This window comes from Veillonella sp. VA141 (assembly GCF_003992175.1).
In the GTDB taxonomy this organism is placed as follows: domain Bacteria; phylum Bacillota; class Negativicutes; order Veillonellales; family Veillonellaceae; genus F0422.
Map to the genome: position 1 here is coordinate 344922 of NZ_RQVM01000001.1, position 24140 is coordinate 369061.

The window sequence follows — 24140 nt, forward strand, 5'->3', positions numbered from 1 at the left end:
ATTATTCCCCTTTCGCCGCTAAGAACGCTAAATAACAACGTTTTGCTTCGTAAATATCGGCTTTGCTCGTCACCTCCCAAGGAGAGTGCATACTGAGCACAGCCACGCCACAGTCGATCACATCCATACCATACAGAGCCATGATATAGGCAATCGTACCGCCACCACCAAGATCTACACGGCCTAATTCAGCTGTTTGGTAAGAAATATTATCTTGATCCATCAAATGACGAATACGAGCCATGTATTCTGCATTCGCATCATTGGAGCCACTTTTACCACGAGAACCGGTAAATTTATTAAATACCACGCCACGACCTAAGAAAGCAGCATTTTTCTTTTCAAAGGCACTCGCATAGAGTGGATCAAAACCAGCACTTACATCAGAAGATAACATATGGCTATTGGATAAAGTTCGTCGTACTGCTAATGGTGAGGTATGACCCATGGCTTCCAATACTTCTGCCATGAAATTCTCAAAGAAACGAGATTGCATACCTGTTGCACCAACAGAACCAATCTCTTCTTTATCTACCAATAAAGTACAGGTAGTTCGGCTCACATTCTCAGTTTCTAACATCGCTACTAAAGATGTATAAGCACATACACGGTCATCTTGTCCATAGCCGATAATCATAGAACGGTCGAACCCTAACTCTCTGGCTGCACCAGCTGGTACAATTTCAAGCTCTGCAGATAAGAAATCTTCTTCTTCAAAGTCATATTGTTCTTGTAGCACTTGCAATACATAGGCTTTCACACCATCTTTTAATTCCCCTTTCACAGGGCGGCTACCAATAAGAAGATCCAATTGTTCTCCTTCTACCACTTTGGCAGCCTTTTTCTCCATTTGTTCCTGTCCCAAATGTGGCAATAAGTCTGTTACGCAAAATACTGGGTCTGTTGGATTTTCACCGATGGCAAGATTGATGACGGTACCATCGCGTTTTACCACTACCCCATGGATAGCTAGCGGCATTGTTACCCATTGGTATTTTTTGATACCCCCATAATAATGTGTATCTAATAGTGCTAAATCACTATCCACATAGAATGGATTTTGCTTCACATCTAACCGAGGAGAATCAATATGAGCACCTAAGATATTCATCCCCTGTTCAATCGGCTCTGTACCTATGTTCACCATAGCTACCGCTTTTTTCATGTGCACATAATAGACCTTATCTCCTGCTTTCAGCGTAGCACCTTCTTTGATAATACTGTCCATATTGCGATATCCCGCTGCTTCTGCAGCCTCCACAATTTGGTCTACACATTCACGCTCTGTTTTACCATGATCTAGAAAATGGCGATACTTCGTGGTTAAAGTATCAATCTCTTGTAATTGTTCTTCTGTATATTCATGCCAAGCATTTCTACGTTCCATACTTAGCTCCTTTCTTTTCAAATTTTACTATTTATTTTTTACGCGCATATAATTCACGCAATCCTTTAGGTGCATTGGTGACCATTTTGGAAACATAATAGCGTTTTCCTAAATGCTTGCTAATAGATTTTCCTACATACCAGTGGACCCCAAAGGTGCCATGTTCCTTGCAAGATCCCATCGATAAAAAGCGGTGTTTTACCACTCCCACGATAGGGTCTAAATGCAAAGGCTCCTTACAAACAGGGCACGCAGTTTTCGCCCGATTGCTTTGCCGGAATATACGTGGCATGGTCACAATGGACTCAAATATTTTATGTTCATGCCGTGAAAGCCCATAAAAACACCGTTGTTTTCCTTGTTTATCTCGCTTCTTTTGTAAGGCTTCTAAAAATGGAAATCGTTGGCATACCATGGCTGTACAAATGGCATCATGCAGGCCATTATGGGCTTGTAAATTCGGCGCTTGCACTTGCATCTCATCCATCGCTTTTTGCAATGCATATTGTTGACTACAATCGTGCATCGTTTTTGCATATAAAGATTGCGCATCAAACCAAGGTACTTCTTGATGTACATGAACCTTATGGCAAAATGCATTATCCATCAGCATGTTGATATCATCGGGCCCCCAAGACACCAATATACCATCGGGACCAACAAAACGTAAAAACTTTTCGCACCCACGTCGGAAAGATACCCCTTCTTTACGCAATTTATCCATAGTAATATGGGTCAACTTCTCCACCGAATGATGCATAATAGGTAGAAATTTAGGAGTAATAAATACTTCAAATTGGTCTACAATTTGCAGACTTTCATCTAGTTTTACAGCACCTATTTGTATAATTTCACCAATGAATGGAAATCCTGAGCGCCGTATCATATTCGGTTCTAATGTATAGGGCTGATTCCATTCCAAGTCAAATACAATATAGTGCATCCTTACTTCATACCCTTTCTCTCTAACATCATCCGTATGCCTGCTAATACAGATTCCTCAGAAATAACAGACAAACCTTTGTAGTTGCCCTCTTTTAAAACCTGTTTCATATTTTTATTCACATCGTAATCTTCCATAGATTCTAAGACTACAGCCTTCTCTGTGAAAGGCCCATACAAGGCTGGATTCGATGGTCCATAGAGCGCTACAATCGGTACCCCTTGACTCACGCCTACATGCATAGGACCTGAGTCATTTGTGACCAAACAATCACATCGTTTCATGGCTGCTGCCAATTCTCCAATGCTAAATTGCCCCGTTCCCTTAATGGCAGGTTCCGTCATCGTATCTAGTACATCCTGTACCATCTCTTTATCCATAGGTCCACCAAAGAATACTATTTTATACCCTTCTTTTGCTAAGGTATCTGCAATATGAGCAAATCGTTCCTTGGGCCAACGTTTTTCTGGTACAGCACTACCAATATTGAACCCAATAAGGCAATCTGTTTCCGTCACTCCTTGCGAAGCATAAAATGCTTGCACCTTTTCATCCCACTCAGGACTAGTAAAGATTTCTAGCCCTTCATGTTCTATCACATATCCTAACTGCTCTAGCACATTCATATACATCTGGGCAGCATGCACCGTTTTACGGTTCAATCGCGTTACCTTCGTCATAAACGGACGGAACAAAAAGTGACTCATCCCCGTTGTTACCTTAGCTTTCAATTTCCAAGCTAAATAGGACGTCCGTTCATTAGGATGCAAGTTGATCACAACATCCACAGCCCCTTGACTGCGAATCTCTTTGGCAATTTGATTCAACCCACCGATACTATTATGGATGCCCTTTTTATCCACTTCTACTAGAGCATCAATATAAGGATTATAACGATATACATCTGCCAACTTTTTATCAATCACATAGGTAATATGGCTGTGAGGCGCCAACTTTCTAAGAGCATGGATAAACGGTGTGGTCAGCACCACATCGCCTAAATGCATCAAGAAGGTTACCACAATCCGCTTTCCATCTAACTCTATCATAAATTCCTCATTTCTTTCACTGTATCAAATACAGTGTCCACCGTAATCTGTGCCATACATTCCAAATCTTCCACCAATGGTCTCTCTAAGGTCGCCCGTGATGTAGGTGAAACAATAATATGAATATGATCGCCCCCATAAGGACCTGTCCGTTCTGGGCAAGTAGTCCCAAACAAAGCAATCAATGGTACTTTTAAAGCATTAGCAATATGCAAAGGCCCCGTATCGGCGCTGATGTACAAAGCACTGTGACGAATGACCTCAATGAGTTCTTTTAAATTCGTGTCACCAATGAGATTTACTACATTGTTACTGCCGACGCCGTCCACAATAGCACGACCTTTGTCCGCATCCTCTTGGGCACCAATGAGCACCACTGTCTCACCTGCTGCTACCAATCGCTTGCCAAGCTCCACAAAATGAGAAATAGGCCATTCCTTCACTGCCCAACGCGCCCCTGGAGCCATGACAATATAGGGATTTTCAATAAAAGCCCCTCTAGCATTTAACTTCTGTGTCACCGCAGTTTCTGCCTCTGTAAAAATCGGCAATGGGAATGCGATGTCATCTACATCACAGCCCAAGGCACGAGCCGTATCTAAATAGCGCTCGATAACGTGATCCATTTTATGATCACCTACTAGCGCTGTATTCACAAGCCAACTTCCCTCACGAAGTTCCCAATAAGCATAGCGTTTCTTCGCACCACTAAGACCAGCCACAATGGCACTTTTCGCAATGGATTGTAGATCTAAGGAAATATCAAAGTTTTTTTCATGTAATAACTTCCATAGTTGTTTCCAATAGGAAAGCCGTTTTAATTGTTTCTTATCTATGATGATGATTTCATCCACCCAAGGTTTGAGAGGGATAACATCCTTAAACTGTTCATGAACGGCCCATGCAATATGCGCCTTCGGATATTGTTGACGCAACGCATACAGCGTTGGTAAGGCATGAATAATATCGCCTAGAGAACTCATTTTAATGATTAAAATTCGTACATCTTCTTTCATACTACAGCCCTTTCACTGACCTATAACTATACTCTCTTAGTATACCATAAGATATGCTGAAAAAGGAAAAAATGACGCTCTTCCCTAGGTTTTTCAGAAAATTATTTTTATTCACAGAAAACAGGATAAGTTTATAACCTATCCTGTTTCTCACGCTGTATCTAATTCTTCTTATATACTATTTTCTAAGTTTTGTGCCTTTCACGCACTTTAAGCTTTCTTACTTAGCCATAATTTTTCTATTCCTAATCCAATTGCCACACTTAAAGCAATAGCGCAGATTTCAAACACAGACGGCGTAATATATACTAATGGGCTACCTGTAAAAGCTGGCAATGCTTTCCCCGCCCAGACTTTCACAATGTCTGGAATGTATCCACCAAATAGGATATGTGCATTGGTTGCCACCCACCACACTGCCATGACTACGATGGCAGTTACACGAGGCCATAATGCTGTGCGACGTGGATATAAGTATAGGACCATACTACCAATAGTGGTAAGTATCATGAGCACTACCCCGATATATAGGCTAGCAATGAGTCCTGCAAAGCCCTGTGCATCTAACGATGCTTGAATGATAGGATCCTCTAGATTGAGGTACATCACATCCCCTAAAAATAGCATCGGCAATGGCAATGCATAGGTAGAAATGTTCAATACTGTATCGATAAAGTAATGACGTTCTTTTCGTGCCATCCAGCAATCTAATAGTTTCGCTGTACCGATCATGAGTGCCACCACAACTAACATAGTCAACACCCAAACTAGCATCACATAGATAGGTTCTTTTGGCAAGGTAAAAGGCAACACACCATTACCAAAGAAAAAGAATAGATTCCACCAAAGCCAAGAATATGTATAATGGCCTTTCCCTAGGTGAAAGTCAAATTGCCCAGCCAGTCTTGGCACCGCTTTCAGACCCAAAGGGATCCCCAAGGAGGCGATGACGAACATAATAATGCTAGATGTGTCGAACTGCCCTAAGCTAAATACCAAGCTGAGTGGAATAATCCAGAGCATGGACCAGCTGTAAAATTTTATATAACTTCTCATATTACACCTCTGTATTCTTTCCACCTGCTAGCGCTAATACTAAAGACAAGGTCACTTGGCAATACATGATAATGGCAAATACCACATCACGACCGATAGTAGATAGATTCCATAACCAAGATAAATCTAAATTGTTAAACACCAAGAAGGTACCACCTTGTACCAATGCCCAAGCTAGTATGTATACACAAATCGGTATTCTGCGAGCCTTAGGACCAAAGCCACTTTCACTAGAACGCAAGTAAAAAATAGGAATGAATAGAGACAGCACTGCATAGCTCACCCCTGCCACCATGGCGCTCATCCCCGTATGAATCGTATAGGCCCCTAGAGGAATCAATATAAAAAATATACTCATATACATCGTGCGTTGCACTACATCTTGTATGGTTGACATATAATTTCCTTTCTACAACAAATTATCTCTTCCTATAGTATAACAAACATCGGCCATCTTATAAATACATAGGCATTTCAATTTTACAAACAAAAAAGCACCCTTACGGATGCTAATTATGATATACTGATTATAAGAACTCGACGTGAGTTAGGTTTATCACCGAAAGGTGGTGATACTATGCGTAATTATGAAAAGATCCAATTAATCATTGCTTTTCTTACCTTAGTAGTTGCCGTATTACAGTTACTAAAATAATTAGTAGTTTGTAATATAACGACCCTAGCGCTGCACACGTTAGGGTCATCATATTTTGCTTGATTCTAAGATGAACCTAACGCCAAACACACATCGGGTTCTTCTTGTTGTTACAACTATAGTATACCATATTTTAGGCTCTCGTCAAAGACGAGAGCCTTTATAAATATGTTATGCTACAACTGCTTCTACTTCGATGCAGTCATCGTTTGTTGTTTTAGGTTTTTCCAATAATGGAGTCATGCTATACATACCCACACCTAGTGTGAACAAGTTGTGAATCCATGCAGTGGAGCTAGGAGGCATTACGCCTAATACGCCCAATCCTACAAGACCACCATTCACTCCTACGATGGAGTTATAGTTAATTTTAATACGATCCATTAATTTCATGGAGATACGACGTAAGTCAACAATAGCAGTTAAGTTATCACTGGACACTGTGACATTGGCAATTTTTTGTGCAATTGGTGCACCTTCATTCATACCAATGCCTACATGCGCTTCAGATAACGCCAAGGAATCGTTGATACCGTCCCCTACCATCATCACTGTGTAGCCTTCTTCTTTTGCTTTACGCACGTAATCAGCTTTGTCAGTTGGCATAACTTCCGCATGAACTTCGTCAATACCAATTTCCGCTGCAACGCGTTCTGCATTTTTACGGCTATCGCCAGTCATCATAACGATTTTCTTAACACCTAACTCATGAAGTTCGCGGATAACAGTTTTCGCTTCTTCACGCACTGGGTCTTTAATACAAATAACCGCAGATAGGACGTTAGAAATCGCTAAGTATAGATAGGAACAACCTTCTGGAAGATTTTCAAATTTAGCTTCTTCTCCAGCTGGAATTGTTGTTTTTTCATCTTCAAAAATGAAGTGATGGCTACCGATACGCACTTTGCGGTTACCCACTTTGGATGCAATGCCATGTGCCACAACATATTCTACTTTGGAATGCATTTCTTTATGTGGTAAATGATGATCTTGCGCCGCTGTCACTACTGCTTTCGCCATAGAATGAGGGAAATGCTCTTCCAAGCAAGCCGCTAATGTCAACATGTCATCTGCATCATTACCGCCAAAAGGAATAATTTCTTGGAATACAGGTTCCGCTTTTGTCAACGTACCTGTTTTATCGAAGACGATCATATCTGCTTCTGCAATGCGTTCCATGAATTTACCACCTTTAACAGTGATACCACGATTGGATGCTTCTTGCATAGCGGATAATACTGCCAACGGAATGGACAATTTCAATGCGCAGGAGAAATCTACCATAACGAAAGATAAGGCTTTCATCAAGTTGCGAGTTAAGGCAAAGGTTGCGAAAGCACCTAAGAAACTCACCGGTACTAATTTATCTGCCATGCGATATGCTTTTTGTTCCATACCGGATTTCATTTGTTCAGATTCTTCGATCAAGTTTACGATTTGCTCGAAACGAGTATGTTTGCTTGTAGTACGTACTTCGAAGGAACATTGACCTTCTTCTACGACGGTACCTGCATACACAGATGTACCGGCATCACGACGAACTGGTTCAGGTTCCCCAGTCATGGAGCTTTCATTCACAAGAACTACGCCATCCACAACTTGGCCGTCCAATGGCACCACTTCACCTTGACGAACTACAACTACGTCACCCACTTGTACTTCACCGATTGGTTTGCTCACTTCTACGCCGTCTACAAGAACCCAAACTTTGTCTACGTTCAAGGACATGCTTTCCGCAAGGTTAAGCACGGATTTACGTAATGTCCATTCTTCCAAGATTTCGCCGATGCCTAATAAGTACATCACAGCGCCCGCTGTGGAGTAATCTTTTTGCAATAATGCGGCACCGATAGCTACGCCATCTAATACTTCTACGGTCAATTTGCGTTTCCACAACGTTTTGATAGCTGTACCGATGAACTTGATACCATCGAACCAAGACCATGCTGCTGCAATAGGTGCTGGTAACACGATTTTTTTACCGATATAAAGCAATGTTTTATCGATCATTTCTTCTTTGTAACGCTTGTTGACAAGGCGAGGTGAAAGTTCATGCAATGCTGGTGCATTGGCTAAATCCAAATCGTTAAGTCCGAATAAAGCAGCTTTCACCGCACTTTCATCACCAGTATGCTTGATGATGATGTCCCCAGAACGAGTGTAGAAGTTCGCTTTGGTAATGGCTTCACAGGCCATCAATGTATCTTCGATAAATTGAGCCTGTGCGTCATTAAACTTACGTCCCTCAATGCGTACATGAAGACGACGGGACAAGCGTTGCAACATTTTAAATTGCATCATGGATTATTTTCCTTCTGTTAATACTTCTTCATCACGAGTATCGTTGATTTCTTGTGCTTCAGCTAAAATGCTGTCTGTGGAAGCTTGTAATTTTTCAGTAGTTTTTAAGATGCTGTCTTTTGCACGAAGACCTGCTGCTACTACATTAGCGTATACTTTGCGAGCATCTTTGGAAGTTAATACTTTTACACCTACTGTGCCTAAAGCCAAACCAGCTGCGAATACATTAGCATCTCTTAAAGTTTCTTTTTTTACGTTGAACATTGTTAGTTCCTTTCTGTGAACTCTGTCACATTAATACATGATAATATAATAAAATTAATAATTATAAAGATAAGAGGGGCCCGTGTTATCGGAGTCCCTCTTACCAAACTTATGGTATCGAATCAGTTACTTTTCTACCTGTTCTTCGTGGCCACCACCGCAACCACAACCGCCACAACCAGCTCCAGAGTCTTTAGAGCCACCACAGCCGCATCCGCCGCCGTCATGTGTTGCGCTTTTATATACTCGGTATGCAACATAGAGAACAGCTAGTAAACCAATTGCATATACAATAACACTATCCATAGTATACACCATCTCTTTCTCATTTTCAAGTACTTTTTTGAAAATTATTTTGCAAATACAACAAACCTCATAATATCAATGAATTTTTGAAATAAAACTTTTCTCAATCTCAATTATATTGTTTGTTTACTATCAATATTGATTAGCCCAAACCTAAAGCACGTCCTAAGTGAACTGCAATGTACGCACCCACCCAAGCTAGGATACTAGTGTAAGCAAATACGGCACCGAACCATTTCCAGGAGTCAGTTTCACGTTTTAATACAGCCATAGTCGCCAAGCATGGTAAGTATAACAAGGCAAATACCATCAAAGCTAAACCGATGGCTGGGTTGAAGTCTGGATCATTAGCCAAGAATTCTTCTAAGGATGTGGAGTCATCTTCACTTGCTTCGATCGCGTAAATAGTACCTAATGTACTTACCATTACTTCTTTCGCTGCTACTGCGGCTATTACGGCAATGTTTATACGCCAGTTAAATCCAAGTGGTTCCATTATAGGTTGAATAAAACGTCCTAATTCGGCTGCATAGGATTGTTCAATTTTTTCTTTACCTTGTTGAAGATCTAATTCTTTGATTTCATCTTCTTCTGCTTTATGGTTTGCATATAAAGCCCAAGCCACTGGATATAACTCTTCAGCTTTTAATTCTTCAAAGTATGCAGGTTCTTCTACAGCTTCTTCTTGAGTTGCTTCTTCTGCTGCTGTAGCTTCTTCCTCTTCAGCTGGCGGGTCATCTTTATGCTCTTCGTCTAAGGCAAGCATTTGACCTAAGATATCATTCGCCTCTGCTTGTTGTTCTTCTGTTACCAACATAGCATTCACTAAAATCTCATCTGCCATCTGAGCATGTGTCATTGTCACTTGTTCACGAGCTGCATCATAGTCTTGAGAGTATTCTACATCTTGTGGGAAGGATGTTAAGAACCAAATCAAGATGGATGATGCCAAGATGAATGTACCTGCTTTTTTAAGGTACATCACGGAACGTTCCCACATATGAATGCCTACGGAACGAAGTGTTGGCATATGGTATGGAGGCATTTCCATTACGAATGGTTCTGCTTCACCTTTAAATACATACGTACGAAGTACTTTTGCAGTTACAACGGCTACGACGATACCCAATGTATAGATACCTAACAAGATCGTTGGTGCATCTTCTGGTGGGAAGAATGCTGATGCTAATAATGTATATACTGGCAAACGAGCACTACAACTCATAAATGGAGATACTAAGATCGTAATCATACGGTCTCTTGGGTTGTCAAGGATACGAGCACCCATGATGGATGGTACGTTACAACCAAAGCCCAATAACATAGGGATGAAAGATTTACCATGTAAACCTACACCACGCATCACACGGTCGATAACGAATGCCGCACGAGCCATGTAACCAGTATCTTCTAAGAAGGAAATAGATACGAATAATAGAACGATATGTGGGATAAAGCTAATAACAGCCCCTACACCACCGATGATACCGTCATTCAATAAAGATTTTAACAATCCATCTTCTAAATTAGCCCCGATGAAATCTGTTAATAATTTGAATGCGTCTTCCAACCATCCTTTAGGATATTCTGCTATGTTGATAACTAAGTAGAACATAACCCACATGATGCATAAGAAGATAGGAATCCCTAACCAACGATTCGTTAAGATTTTATCGATGTTGTCGGATTTGGTATCTTTATGCTCAGGTACTACTTCTAGTACGCCGTTGAATACGTCTACTGCAAAACGGTGACGGTATTCTTGGAACACGATATCCATGTCTACAGATTTATTCAATTCTGTACGCAATGCTTCTGCTTTGCTCAACACGGCACCAGATTTGTCTAATTCTTGTACTTTTTCTAAGATATCTGTATCTTGTTCTAATAACTTGATAGCTACCCAGCGATGTGGATAACGACCAGTGTCAAGTTTCGCTACTTCTGCTTCTAATTCTGCGATAGCTGGCTCTAATACTTCGCCATAGTTAACGCGAACATTAGGGATTTTGCGTTCTTTAGATACTTTCACGATGCCACGTAGCGCACCGTCTGTACCTTTATTAACACGGCCGATAGTTTCTACTACTGTGGAACCTGTTAATTCTTCTAATTTTTTATTATTGAACTGTAAACCCATTTCTTTTGCCACGTCTACCATGTTCAAAACAAGTAGCAATGGTTGTTCTAGTTCAATTAATTGTGCTGTTAAGTACAGGTTACGTTCTAGATTGGACGCATCCACTACATTGGCAATCAATTCTGGATCTTCATTGATGATAACGTTACGTGCTGCCAATTCATCAAGAGAACGTGCTGTTAAGGAGTATGTACCTGGTAAGTCGATGATTTCAATGTCATGACCATCAATTTTCGTTTCCCCAACTTTTTTCTCTACTGTAACACCTGCGTAGTTACCTACGTGTTGACGGGATCCCGTCATATTGTTAAAAATACTTGTTTTACCACAGTTAGGGTTACCCGCTAAAGCAACCTGAATCTTGGTATGTGTGTTGTCTGCCATCTTAGCAATTCTCCTTATTAGACTTCAATATCAATCATTTGTGCTTCACTTACGCGTAGTGATAATTCGAAGTTTTTCACTTTGATTTCCACTGGGTCTGCTAATGGCGCATACTTCATAACACGCACTGCTGTGCCTGGTACAACACCCATGTCCACCAAACGATGCTTGATGTTGCCAGCTCCATTGACTGCTACAACAGTACCAACTTCACCTGGTTTCATCTCGGATAGCTTCTTAACCATAGTACACCTCCTACATATAAAACATAACAACCAAACCTATCATATATAGTTATATGAGTAATACTTATATTATAGCACATTATAAAATATTATCAATAATGAATCTCGTTTTATTTTTATCGTTTTGTGAAATTACAAATCTATTTTTATCAAGTGTATTTTGTGCAAACAATCTATTTATCAAGAGTATATTAATCATGCCTTTTTATTATTCTCAATTTTTCTTTTTTAATTAATAATGATATGTAAGGTATATATTTCTCATTATCTATAACTAAAAATGATTCTACAAATACTTATAAAGAATACCTATTTCGAGCAGATACCCTTTCCTTCACAACTAGACTATCTATTCCATGGCATTACATCCCTATGTGAAAGAACTTTCACAGGTCCACCTAGCTAGAAGTATGATATAATATAACTATTAAGTCATTTAGAAACGGAGATACACTATGAAATCATTTCAATCCTTAGGCATCGTGCCTGAACTGATACAAGCATTACAAAAGGTAGGCGTGAAAGAACCAACGCCGATCCAAGAAAAGTCAATCCCCCTCATCTTCAAAGGACAGGATGTCATCGCCAAAGCGCAAACGGGAACTGGAAAAACCTTGGCATTCTTATTACCATTATTGCAACGCATCCACGTAGATGTACAACAGGAGCAAGCCCTCATTATCGCCCCTACGCGTGAACTCATCCAACAAATTGCAGAGGAGGCTCGTCACTTAGGTGCTATCTTAGGAGTCGACGTATTACCATTGATTGGGGGGAGAACAATCGAAGGGCAATTGCAAAAACTAGGACGACGCCCTCATGTGATCATCGGCACTCCTGGTCGTTTGCTGGATCACGTCAACCGTGGTACCCTACATTTACATTCCATCCGCCGTGTTGTGTTGGATGAAGCAGACCAAATGCTTCATATGGGATTCTTACCAGATATTGAAAAACTCATCAGTGGCACCGACGGTAAACGTCAACTATTAATGTTCTCCGCTACCATACCAGATAAAATCCGCAATTTAGCAAAAGCCTATATGCAAAAACCTACCTCTGTGACTGTACAAGGGGAAAATATTACCCTCGACACCATCGAGCAAAAAGTATACATGATGGAAGAACAGGACAAAGTGAATCGCCTTGTGGCGATGCTAGAAGCAGATAATCCATATCTAGCTATCGTATTCTGTAACACCAAAGAGGGAGCTATCAAACTCGCCTACGATTTAGCTCGCAAAGGTGTAGAGCTTGGTGAAATTCATGGAGATATGACACAGGGCCGTCGTACGCAAGTCTTGAAAGAATTTGCTAAAGGCAATCCCCCTATTTTAGTAGCTACAGACATTGCCGCTCGTGGTATCGATATTGAAGGTGTTAGCCACGTATACAACTTTGATGTACCGCACGACATGGATTACTACATCCATCGCATCGGCCGTACTGGTCGTGCTGGCTCCACTGGTGTTGCCGTAACCTTTGCTACGCCAGCTGAAGAAATTTGGGTACGCCGCATCGAACGATCCATCCAAGCTACTTTGACAAAATACACCAAGGATGGACAAGTAAAAACAAAAGGTTCTGGCTTAGCGCCTAAGAAGGAAACTGCTAGCAAGAAACCTAAAATTAAAAGTACCTACCAAGCGACGAAAGCAAAAGCTCACAAAGCTCGTGGTCATAAAGGTGCCAACACACGGGTACGCCGTACAAAATCTAGTGGCTCTAGCAATCGTGGTCGAGGTAAACGATAAGTTTCTAGTACCGGCAGACGGTTCTTCTAAGAGAGGTGTCCGTTGCTTAACAGTATATTACAAAAAAGGCTATAACCAAACAGCCCCAATACAAGGGACGGTAACAAAATAGCCCACATATAAAATAGAGGAAAGTTGAACCAAAAGTATCAACTTTCCTCTATTTTTATATTCTAATCAGCAAAAAGGCTCTCCTTTTATTGATATCCACACTATGCCGAATACCTGTGCTTACTTCCGATTCGTATAAATAGCAGGTTTCCCCTCTACATCGGCACAAGTAGTTCTACAAGCTTGACCTTCGCTACATTTCCAAACTGGTTCAGGTTGTGATTCATACTGTATAAGGTATCCCTTTTTACATCTTGGGCATGTGTATTCCTTATGTGTATCATCCAATACTTTTCCATCCGACAATGGTATCGGAGGCATTATCTCTTCTCTAGGTCTTTGTGGCATCGACACTGTAGTCATTGATGACGTGTTTGCCTTGGTAACTCTTGGTTCCCTAGCTCCTGATACATTTTCCTTTGGTGATGATACATTTTCCGTGTATTTGCATGTTGGGAACCCAGAACATCCATAAAACTCTCCAAACTTTCCCTTCCGTAGGAGCAACTCCCCTGTTTTACACTTAGGACAAGATCGTCCTGTTTGTTGCGCTATGGAAGGGTTTCGGTTCGGTCCCATTCTTTTGCCACCTGTCTCCGACTTAGGCATTACTATCTTAGCTGTATTTCCTACCCGTCGTTTTACATCCTCAATAAGTTGTACAACGAATTTTGTTTGGTCTTCTAAAAACACATCAATCCGTTCAGTTCCTTCGCTCATTTTTGCTAAGCGCTCTTCCCACTGGGCCGTCGCATCAGGGTACAGTAAGGAATCTGGCAATGCATCTACCAAGGTATAGGCAGACTCTGTAGGAATTAAAATTTTCTTTTTTCCTTCTTCTTTAAGGAAAGGGTTTTTCTTATTGTGGATTAAATCATCAATAATCGTGGCCCGTGTCGCCTCTGTGCCGATACCGGATACATCTTTTAATTGTTTTTTTAACTCTTCATCTTTTACATATTTGTGAATTTCCTTCATTGCCTGCACCAAGGTTGCTGAAGTAAAGCGGCTTGGTGGCTTTGTTTTCCGTTGGTCCACCTTGCTATCCTTCGCTGTTACAGCATCCCCTTTACGTACAGGGGGCAATGACTTTTCTTCATCCTCTTGATTTTCTTCTGATTCTTCCGTGGATTTTACCTTTTTATATAATGCTTTCCATCCCAAATCGATAACGACACGTCCCGTTGTGGTAAACAGTTCCTCTTGGTGCGTCACTTCGATACGAGTATGCTCATATACATACTCTGGGTAAAATTGTGCAATATAGGCTTGCGCAATGAGGAAGTAAATATTTTGCTCCCCTTTGGATAAGGTATGCAGTGGGCAACGTACAGTGGTCGGAATAATGGCATGATGGGCCGTAACCTTACTATCATTCCAGGCCCGGCTTTTAATAGTAGGATTACTATCCTTTGCCCATGCAGCTAATTCCTTATGACCCATATTGACCAAATTTGACAGGATTGCTTTTCCATCTGAAAGTTGGTTCACTGGCAAATATTCACAGTCTGAACGGGGATAGGATGTATATTTCTTCTCATATAGTTTCTGTGCGATGTCCAATACTTCCTGTGGCGTATAGTTATATAGCTTGCCCGCCACAATTTGTAGTGATGATAAGGAAAAAGGCAACCGTTGTCCTTCCTTTTTCTTTTTCTTTTCCACTAAAGAAACTGTACCTTCTGGTGATTGCATCAAACGGTCACGCAAGTCATTAAGAATAGTCTGATCCAGCATATGACCATCAGGGTCCAATCCTTGTTGTGTATCTTTCGGTTTCCAAGTGGCCCAAAAGACTCCCTTTTCATGACCATATTGTACTTGCAACACGTAATATTCTACAGGCACAAAGTTTTGTAGCTCACGTTCTCTCCGTACCACAAGTGCTAAGGTTGGCGTTTTCACTCGACCAATCGGAAACGTCACTTTGTTTCCTAAATGCTGTTGCTCTAACGTATAGGCCCGAGATAAATTCATACCCATCAACCAATCCGCACGAGATCGTGCTAAGGCAGAATCTTTTAAAGGTTGGTATTTCTTATTATCCTGCATATGCTCTAAAGCGTAACGCATAGATTTTTCATCTAACGCATTGAGTAGAATACGCTCTACTGGTTTGGTATTACCCAAATAATCGAGCATTTCGTCTATCAACAATTGCCCCTCTCTATCCGGGTCACCTGCATTCACAATGGTCGTCGCTTTTTTGATTAAATCACTAATAACCTTAAACTGCTTAGCACTCGATGATTTAATTTTTAATTTCCAAGAGGTGGGCAAAATTGGCAAAGATTCAAATCTCCAAAATTTATATTTCTCATCATACTCACCTGGCTCTACTTGTTCTAGCATATGACCAAAGGCCCAAGTAATCACATCATCACCTTGTACGATATACCCATCATGTCGCTTAGCATTCTGTGAATTGGGCAACACTTGGCTTAACTCTCGCCCTACGCTAGGCTTTTCCGCAATAAATAAACGCATATGCTCCCTTTTCCTATCCATTACTGTTTACTACTCATGTATTACATTATTCTATAATAAATCTTCTCTACATTAACTTTCATTATACTACGAATGAGCTAAATAATTAAACAGACCTCCATTTCTTAACTTCCATTTAGAAAAATTTACTCCCCCATTACTCAGATCATATAATACTGATAATGTAGGAGCTCTCATTTTAAACCACAATACTTTCTAACCTCATACTTCTCTCGCTATCTTTCATACTCCTTTAAAATTTCCTATCAGTGCTACTTTTGCACAGAATTTTACAAACCTATGACTTATCTTATTCATAACCATATCCGCCGTTTTTCAACTTTCAGTATCATATCCTATACAGGGAGGGTTCAAATAGTATATAATTTTAAAGATATGAAAGTATATAACATACACATGTATTTATAGAGGTGAATTATGACATTTTTAGAAGAAGTAACTCGGCGCCGTACGTTCGCCATCATTTCTCACCCAGATGCGGGTAAAACAACATTGACGGAAAAGCTTTTGCTATACGGTGGTGCTATCCACTTGGCAGGGTCTGTTAAATCTAGAAAAACACAAAAATATGCCGTATCTGACTGGATGGAAATTGAAAAGCAACGTGGTATCTCTGTGACGAGTTCTGTATTGCAATTCGATTACGATGGTCATCGTGTGAACATCCTAGATACGCCTGGTCACCAAGACTTCTCTGAAGATACCTACCGCACCTTAATGGCAGCAGATAGCGCTGTCATGTTGATCGACGTAGCAAAAGGTGTGGAAGCGCAGACGAAAAAACTATTCGCCGTTTGTAAAGAACGTGGCATTCCTATTTTTACCTTCGTCAACAAGATTGACCATTTCGGACGCAATCCATTTGACTTGATGGAAGAAATTGAAAACTCTCTTGGCATTCGTGCGGTTCCTATGAACTGGCCTGTGGGCATCAACGGCGAGTATCAAGGGGTATATGACCGGGAAACGAATACTGTAGAATTATTTGAAAAAGACGAATCCCATGGTCAAAAAAAGCTAGCTTCCACCAAAGGCGATGTGCACGACCCAGCATTCCGTGAGCTATTAGGAGAAGAGGTGCATCAATCCTTAATCGATGACATTGAACTTCTCGACGTGGCTGGTGATGCTTTTGATTTAGACAAAGTAAAAGCTGGTGAATTAACACCTATGTTCTTCGGTTCTGCGATGACAAACTTTGGGGTTAAACCATTCCTTGAAAAATTCTTGGAGTTAGCTCCTATGCCAGCCCCACGTGTAGCCCGTGAGGAAACGGTAGAACCTACGTCTGAAGATTTCTCTGCCTTCGTTTTTAAGATCCAAGCCAACATGAATCCGAACCATCATGACCGCATTGTATTCATGCGCATTTGTTCTGGTAAGTTTGAAAAAGGCATGAATGTACTTCACCAACAATCTGGTAAAACCTTACGCTTATCTCAACCACAGCAATTCTTAGCCACAGAGCGCACTATCATTGATGAAGCCTATCCAGGGGACATCATTGGTGTCTTCGATGCAGGTACTATGGGTGTAGGTGATAGCTTATGTGCATCCAATCACAAAGTGACATTCAGTGACTTCCCTGTGTTCCCTCCAGAATTTTTTGCTCGTGTGACACCAAAAGATTCTATGAAACGGAAACAATTCCTAAAAGGTATGACTCAATTAGCGCAAGAAGGGGCTGTACAAATCTTTGAACCGCTCTACTCTATGGATTCTTTCGTGGTAGGTGCTGTAGGTATGCTTCAATTTGAAGTATTACAATATCGCTTGAAACACGAATACGGCGTTGATCTTGTGAACAACTCCTTACCATATGGCGTAGCCCGTTGGATCGATGGTGAAGTAGATGTAAACAGCTTAAAAGGTATGGACAATGCCATGATCGTAAAAGATAATCGTGGTCGTCTTGTCGTTCTAATCTCCAATGAATGGCAAATGGGTTGGGTTGTAGAGCGTAATCCAGATGTTACCTTCTTACATACCCCTAAAATAGAAGCATAAGTACGAATACAACTAAAATCGTATTCCTATCGATGTGGTTGTTCTTATTTGTTCAACCCCATGTATAGTAAACATAAAAACCGCCTAGGCGATACTATCTTGTATCATCTAGGCGGTTTTAATTTGATCCATATATGTGTTATATATTATGTATTCTTCCTAGTTGTATGTCATTTCAGTATCTGGAAATATTCCTAAAACAACGGTTCCAAATCTGCTAATCCTTTTAAATTCCATTCTAACAATTTATCATGAATACGCCACATAAAAGCATTTTCCCATGGATAATGAAGGCGAACCCAAAAGTTTTGAAATGGTGTGTCATTGAAGAATACAGCTTGTCGTGGCAAATTAAATAGATTCTGTCCTGGCTCTACATTCCCTGCTTGTACTGTAAAAGCCATACGATACCCACTTTCTTCTGCTATCCTATCTATATCTTTATTGGAAAACCCACCTGGATACGCAATGTAACGAACAGGATGCTTCATACGATCTTCTAACACCGCTTTTGAGCCAATCAATTCATCACGTGCTTGGTCTAGGGACATACTTCGCAAGTCTTTATGATTCACCGTATGGCTTTGGATATCGATTCCATTAGCTTGCATTTCTTTCAACTGTTCTACATTGACAAAGCGACTTTCACCAAATGCACTAGTAATCATAAACAAGGTAGCTTTCATATTGTATTCTTTTAAAATAGGGAATGCGTACTTATAGTTATCAATATAGCCATCATCAAATGTAATGAGAACTGGTTTATCAGGTAATTCCGTTCCCTTTGTCATGTAATCATATAACTCATCCATAGTAATTGTATGATATCCCTCATCATGGAGATATTGCATTTGTTTCTTAAACTCTTCTGGGGGAACCACCAAAGAATGACGTATACCTGTATCGATTCGATGATAATTTAAAACTGGTACACCTACAGCTTTGTAATCCCAAGATCGCTGATACTGTATTCCTAAATATATACCGATGACCACAATTAGCCCTAGTATACCTAAAATAATTCGTTTCACATTAACCTCACGTGTCAGTAACTTTACTTAATACATAAAAATTAAAATAGCGATGTAAATCTATCCTTATTATAGTACCACACTTCGCTAAACTTATCAGTTATTTTTCATAAGTTTGACATATAGTAATAGAATTATTCATCATATTTCCTTTTATTATTATACTTTTTTTGCATTAATTTTATGATTTTTTTTCATTATAATATTGGTATGTATACATCATGCATTATTATCTATATGCCACTATCTACTTATTTCTCTACATTCTATAGAATTTATACTGTCATTGTTTACAATTAATCTATTTTCTATTGTATTTACTATCTATGAAAAGAGCGCATACAAAGCACTATAGTGCCAAAAATCACTATGACGAACACCCCTATTTCATGCTATGATAAAGACATAAGTTTTATCTAATGTGCTTCTTATTCCAAAGGGGGTTGTACTATGAAAGGTCTTATCGACTTGAGTCTAGTCAATGGAATCTGGACATTAAAACTGTCCATGATTCAAACGGTGGCATTAGCTATTGTCACATTGTATTTAGGGGAATTTATCAAAAAACATTCTCCATTTTTACAGCGTGTGAGCATGCCTGCACCAGCCGTAGGTGGTTTACCATTTGCATTCTTATGTGCATTCTTATCTTATTATAAAATTGTAAACATTACCTTCGATGGTGCTTTGCAATCATTCTTAATGTTGGCTTTCTTTACCACTATCGGTCTTATGGCAAGTCTAAACGTACTTAAAAAAGGTGGCGTCGCTATTATCTTCTTCTGGATTGTGTGTACTATCTGGATTGTCTTCCAAAATGGCGCTGGCATCTTAATTGCGAAAGCAATGGGTATTGAGCCAATCTTTGGTATTATGGCTGGTTCCGTTTCTATGATGGGCGGTCTTGGTACAGCAGGTGCCTTCGGTCCTCACTTTGAAGAATTAACAGGTATCCCTGGCGTGGCTTCCGCTGCTATCGCAGCCGCTACCTTCGGTATGGTGGCTGGTACATTATTAGGTGCTCCTGTAGGTGACCGTATCATCAAAATGCACAATGTCCCTACTCCAGTAGATCATCCTGAATTATTAGAAGCTGACGGTATTGATATTAATGAATCCGATAGTGAAAGTAAATTATTCGACTTACATTCCTTGATGCATGTCATTGCTTTCGTAGGTATTTCTCTTGGTCTCGGTACACTTGTGAGTGCCCTTCTATCTTCCGTATTTGGTCCATTACCAGCTTACATCGGGGCAATGATCGTCGGTGCATGTATCCGAAATTATGCTGACTTCACTGGTCATATTACAATCAACAGTGCTGCACTAGATGCTGTTTCTAATGTCTCCTTGAGTATCTTCGTTACGATGGCCATCAATAGCTTGAAATTAGCACAATTAGTTGATTTAGCATTACCTTTAATGGCAATTTTAGCAGCACAAATGGTGTTGATTACTATCTTCGCATACTTAATCTACTGGTTGTTCAAACGCAACTACGATTCCGTTATGTTAGGTGCTGGTGCTATTGGTTTCGGTCTAGGTGCTACACCAAATGCTTTAGTTAACATGTTATCCTTGGCTTCTAAATACGGTCCATCTCCAAAAGCATGGTTAGTCGTATCCTTAGTAGGTGCCTTCCTCATCGACTTTACTAACGCATTCTTAATCACATTTATGGCAAAATTGATTTAATCAATTCTCCCATATACTACCCTAAACGAAAAAGGATTCTACAACCTCTGTTGTGGAATCCTTTTTTAATATTGTACTTATGTATTCTTTTGCTCCAATTCATACCAAGCATTGCCGATGAGAGCAAATTCATCTAATGTAAATGTCTCTCCACGACGTGATCCATCAATATTAGCTTTTGCCAAAATAGCTTCAATAGCTTCTTTGCTCAGCCCAGTGGTCTTCATTGTGTTGCTGAACGTCTTACGCCGTTGTGCAAAGCCTGCTTTCACAGCACGGAAGAAATACGCTTCACTATAGACTTTCACAGGTGGTTCACTGCGCAATGGACAACAAATCACGGCACTAGTCACCTCAGGCGCCGGTAAAAACGCCTTAGGTGGCACATCCATGACAATATATGGGTCTGTATAATATTGTACCGCCACCGATAAAGCGCCATACATTTTTGTACCTGGCTTAGCAATCATACGCTCTGCCACTTCTTTTTGCACCATTACCACTAATCGTTCAATAGGTAATTTAGATTCCAGCAAAGACATAATAATTGGTGTCGTAATATAGTATGGTAAGTTCGCTACTACTTTGAACGGTTTATGGTCCATTAATTCTGGGATATTGACTTTTAAAACATCCCCATGAATGATGCGTACATTATCGTATGCCTCTAAGGTCGTGTCTAAGACCTCTAACAAACGTCTATCTAGCTCTACAGACGTAACATTAGCCCCACTTTGTGCCAAACCTTGCGTTAAGGTACCAATCCCAGGACCTACCTCTAACACTGCATCGCCTACTTCTAATTCCGCAGCCTGCACAATCTTATCCACCACAGTGCGCTTAATCAAAAAATTTTGCCCTAATTTTTTACTCATTTGAATGCCAAACCGTTTACATATATAATGTACAACCTCTGGACTTGCAATGACTGATTCTATCATGTATTCTCCTACTGTATTTCTTCTGAAAGTGCCTCAAAAAATGCTTCACGGCTGATACCGTAATGATTTAATCGATACAAAAACTGCTTCCCATTCCCATAGCCTATACCCAGCTTAGCACCAATACGAGCCCTCATAGCAGCACTACTAGGACCTCCACTCAAATCATGTTGTACTAAATCTTGCATCGTAAACAACTCTGAAGATTCCATAGATTCTATATGAAGCACTTCTAAGGCCTTACGGATGGATTCAGGGCTTGCCTGCTCAATCCCAATATCATCATTGGCATAGGCTTCTTCACGTGGTACAAAGGCATGCTGAGCCAAAGGGAATCGCTTCGTCAAAAAACGACGAATCCGTTCACCTGCATAATCTGGGTCCGTCAGAATAATGATACCCCTCTTTTCATAGGCATCCTTAATCCGACTGAGCACAGGCTTACGCAAATTAAACCCTTCCGTAGCAATACACTCCACCTCTAAGGCTTGTTGCACCCGTTGAATATCTGATTTTCCCTCAACCACCAAGACCTGTTTTAACATAAGCTCCTCCACAATATCGTATTCTATTATTATACCATACATCGAAACCTATAGCATGCTCTAACAAATCATACTACACCTAACAACAAACCACACATAGCCAAAAATTGCCAAATAACGCTCCCCCCCCCGAGACGAACGCAATTAGACGTAGTAGTCTATGGCGTTCCTCACCACTAAAATTTTAAACTATAGAAGAACACGGCATACGTTACTCTACATAGATACTTGCAACACAACCATTAAGTATACCCCTGAAAAATATAGTTATAAGCGGAGTGTCTTGTGACTCTTTATCTTTATAAATCTATATTCAAAAGACCGCAATATACCTCCGAAGAAACATTATGAAATACCGTTTCTGAGGGGGTGTATTGCGGTCTATCCTTTATTCATTTATCCACAAACTGTCACAAGACAGAATATCGTTGCAAGTAATAATTCATTCTATAGTGTTGTTTGTGAAGAAGTATGCCGTGCTCTTCTATCAATATAAAGTTAAAAATAAAACGCCATAGATACATAGACTAAGAAGAAAGGATATACACATCTACTGTGCGTCGTCCAAATTGCATGGCAGATCCATAGTCTTCTAACACTACATCAATACGATTCCCAACAATGTCTCCACCTGTATCGGCAGCAATGGCCTCACCATATCCAGGTATATATACTCGTGTTCCTAAAGGAATCACATTAGGATCTACAGCTACTACTCCATGACGAGCACGAATACCTGTGGCAGTAATACCATCTCCACCACCATCTGTTGGCAAGTATGCTGTAGCCTCCATTGTAATGACTTCTCTCACACGATCATAAGAACGTGAGACTTCTACTTCTCGAGTACCAACTTGAACCACTTTTGGTTGCATTGGAGTAATCGTTTTACGTTGTAATTCTTTTGTGTCTATCACATCGCCTTGCTTATAGTGAATTTCTTCTTCCACTTCATCAAGTCCTACTGTACCCTCTTGTAAAACTTTTTCTTCACCTTTTGGTAAAGTATCTACTCGTTCATATTGTACCACTACTGGCACTTCTACTGTTCGTGTTTCTATCTTCGTAGTTTGGAATCCATGATTCCACATAAAGCCTGAGACTGTAACAAAGACTACTAGTAACAGTGTGAGCATAAGCACTGCTTTTTGCTTTTTCTGTATTAATTGATTTGTCATCTATTACCTCCATGGTTGGCATTCTACCATAGATGGATAGATAAAGTCAAACATACGCTCCAAAAACGCCCATTAAAGCCATTTTTTAGTATATTATTTATTTAAAAATGAATTCTCTCTTCATTTTTAGTCCACTATATAAAGACATTTTATTTTGATTAATTCAGCTATTAATCATGCTCAAATATTCTCATTTTGATAATTACTGAATTATCTATAGTTTTAACATATAATAGACCCTTAACTGACACCCATCAGAAAGTATGTGTATAACTATATCCATAAGCATCATATAGCATACAATCTATGATTAGGTTGTATATATTGTATTTTTAAAATAGCCCTGTTCTATTGATAATGCAAAATTGATATGATACGCATTTTAGTAATACCCCATTCCTAAAAATCATAATTTGTCCATAGTACATTTAAAAAAATTAGCCATAAATTTCACGAATCGTGTTATTTACAGCTAATTTCATCAATTATATCTTATTTTACTGCTATCATGGACTATTTATTCACTACATTTTCACGCATATAGACATCCTTTGAGTACCTTTCATAATCTTTTAAAACATGGTATATACTTATATCTAATATGCTGCAAAGTATTTCCAGTCC

Annotated in this window: 19 protein-coding genes; 3 read left to right on the forward strand and 16 right to left on the reverse strand. The window is 40.0% G+C overall.

Features of this window, described 5'->3' with window-relative positions; all coding sequences use genetic code 11:
- Position 1: 1 nt before the first annotated feature.
- From EO112_RS01650 to EO112_RS01700, 11 genes are all read right to left on the reverse strand, one after another.
- Positions 2–1387, reverse strand: coding sequence for an aminopeptidase (locus EO112_RS01650; RefSeq protein WP_127011123.1), 1386 nt, complete (start codon positions 1385–1387; stop codon positions 2–4).
- 31 nt (positions 1388–1418) lie between these two features.
- On the reverse strand, positions 1419–2330 hold the full coding sequence (locus EO112_RS01655) for a 3'-5' exonuclease (RefSeq protein WP_127011124.1): 912 nt from the start codon (positions 2328–2330) through the stop codon (positions 1419–1421).
- 2 nt (positions 2331–2332) lie between these two features.
- Positions 2333–3376, reverse strand: coding sequence for a glycosyltransferase family 9 protein (locus tag EO112_RS01660; RefSeq protein WP_127162740.1), 1044 nt, complete (start codon positions 3374–3376; stop codon positions 2333–2335).
- Positions 3376–4395, reverse strand: a complete 1020-nt coding sequence (waaF, locus tag EO112_RS01665) for a lipopolysaccharide heptosyltransferase II (RefSeq protein ID WP_127135483.1) — start codon at positions 4393–4395, stop codon at positions 3376–3378. The genes EO112_RS01660 and waaF overlap by 1 nt, the downstream gene beginning before the upstream one ends.
- A gap of 210 nt (positions 4396–4605) precedes the next feature.
- The gene (locus EO112_RS01670; RefSeq protein WP_127135484.1) at positions 4606–5451 is read right to left on the reverse strand and encodes a hypothetical protein; all 846 of its coding nucleotides are present in this window, start codon (positions 5449–5451) and stop codon (positions 4606–4608) included.
- Position 5452: 1 nt separating this feature from the next.
- Entirely contained in the window at positions 5453–5848 is a 396-nt protein-coding gene (locus EO112_RS01675; protein ID WP_127135485.1) for a hypothetical protein, read from the reverse strand.
- A 429-nt stretch (positions 5849–6277) separates the two neighbouring features.
- Positions 6278–8407, reverse strand: a complete 2130-nt coding sequence (locus tag EO112_RS01680; RefSeq protein WP_127162604.1) for a heavy metal translocating P-type ATPase — start codon at positions 8405–8407, stop codon at positions 6278–6280.
- Between the two features lie 3 nt (positions 8408–8410).
- A complete protein-coding gene (locus EO112_RS01685) occupies positions 8411–8671 on the reverse strand; it encodes a DUF6110 family protein (protein ID WP_009372239.1) in 261 nt (86 codons plus the stop codon).
- A 126-nt stretch (positions 8672–8797) separates the two neighbouring features.
- Positions 8798–8977, reverse strand: a complete 180-nt coding sequence (locus EO112_RS01690) for a FeoB-associated Cys-rich membrane protein (RefSeq protein WP_127061402.1) — start codon at positions 8975–8977, stop codon at positions 8798–8800.
- Between the two features lie 142 nt (positions 8978–9119).
- Positions 9120–11501, reverse strand: coding sequence for a ferrous iron transport protein B (feoB, locus tag EO112_RS01695; RefSeq protein WP_127162606.1), 2382 nt, complete (start codon positions 11499–11501; stop codon positions 9120–9122).
- A gap of 17 nt (positions 11502–11518) precedes the next feature.
- Positions 11519–11746, reverse strand: a complete 228-nt coding sequence (locus tag EO112_RS01700) for a FeoA family protein (RefSeq protein ID WP_127061396.1) — start codon at positions 11744–11746, stop codon at positions 11519–11521.
- A 455-nt stretch (positions 11747–12201) separates the two neighbouring features.
- On the opposite strand from EO112_RS01700, the gene EO112_RS01705 reads away from it, so the two are divergent.
- The gene (locus tag EO112_RS01705) at positions 12202–13500 is read left to right on the forward strand and encodes a DEAD/DEAH box helicase (protein ID WP_127162608.1); all 1299 of its coding nucleotides are present in this window, start codon (positions 12202–12204) and stop codon (positions 13498–13500) included.
- Positions 13501–13731: 231 nt separating this feature from the next.
- On the opposite strand, the gene EO112_RS01710 is transcribed toward EO112_RS01705, so the two are convergent.
- Positions 13732–16098 carry a DNA topoisomerase 3 gene (locus EO112_RS01710; protein ID WP_127162610.1) on the reverse strand — a complete coding sequence of 789 codons (2367 nt, stop codon included), beginning with the start codon at positions 16096–16098 and terminating at the stop codon, positions 13732–13734.
- 438 nt (positions 16099–16536) lie between these two features.
- On the opposite strand from EO112_RS01710, the gene EO112_RS01715 reads away from it, so the two are divergent.
- Entirely contained in the window at positions 16537–18126 is a 1590-nt protein-coding gene (locus tag EO112_RS01715; RefSeq protein ID WP_062403221.1) for a peptide chain release factor 3, read from the forward strand.
- Positions 18127–18320: 194 nt separating this feature from the next.
- Here EO112_RS01715 and EO112_RS01720 read toward each other — a convergent pair whose 3' ends face one another.
- Positions 18321–19157 (reverse strand): polysaccharide deacetylase family protein, encoded by an 837-nt coding sequence (locus EO112_RS01720; protein WP_062403224.1) that lies wholly within the window; start codon positions 19155–19157, stop codon positions 18321–18323.
- A gap of 450 nt (positions 19158–19607) precedes the next feature.
- Here EO112_RS01720 and EO112_RS01725 point away from each other — a divergent pair, with 450 nt between their 5' ends.
- Positions 19608–20852 carry a sodium/glutamate symporter gene (locus EO112_RS01725; RefSeq protein WP_009372238.1) on the forward strand — a complete coding sequence of 415 codons (1245 nt, stop codon included), beginning with the start codon at positions 19608–19610 and terminating at the stop codon, positions 20850–20852.
- Positions 20853–20929: 77 nt separating this feature from the next.
- Here the strand turns inward: EO112_RS01725 and rsmA are convergent, their stop codons facing one another.
- The 3 genes from rsmA to EO112_RS01740 form a co-directional block, all read right to left on the reverse strand.
- Complete coding sequence (gene rsmA / locus EO112_RS01730) at positions 20930–21793, reverse strand: 16S rRNA (adenine(1518)-N(6)/adenine(1519)-N(6))-dimethyltransferase RsmA (protein WP_127162612.1); 864 nt, start codon at positions 21791–21793, stop codon at positions 20930–20932.
- Between the two features lie 8 nt (positions 21794–21801).
- Positions 21802–22338, reverse strand: coding sequence for a ribonuclease M5 (gene rnmV, locus EO112_RS01735; protein WP_127010890.1), 537 nt, complete (start codon positions 22336–22338; stop codon positions 21802–21804).
- A gap of 527 nt (positions 22339–22865) precedes the next feature.
- Positions 22866–23516 (reverse strand): G5 and 3D domain-containing protein, encoded by a 651-nt coding sequence (locus tag EO112_RS01740; RefSeq protein ID WP_009372246.1) that lies wholly within the window; start codon positions 23514–23516, stop codon positions 22866–22868.
- Positions 23517–24140 lie beyond the last annotated feature (624 nt).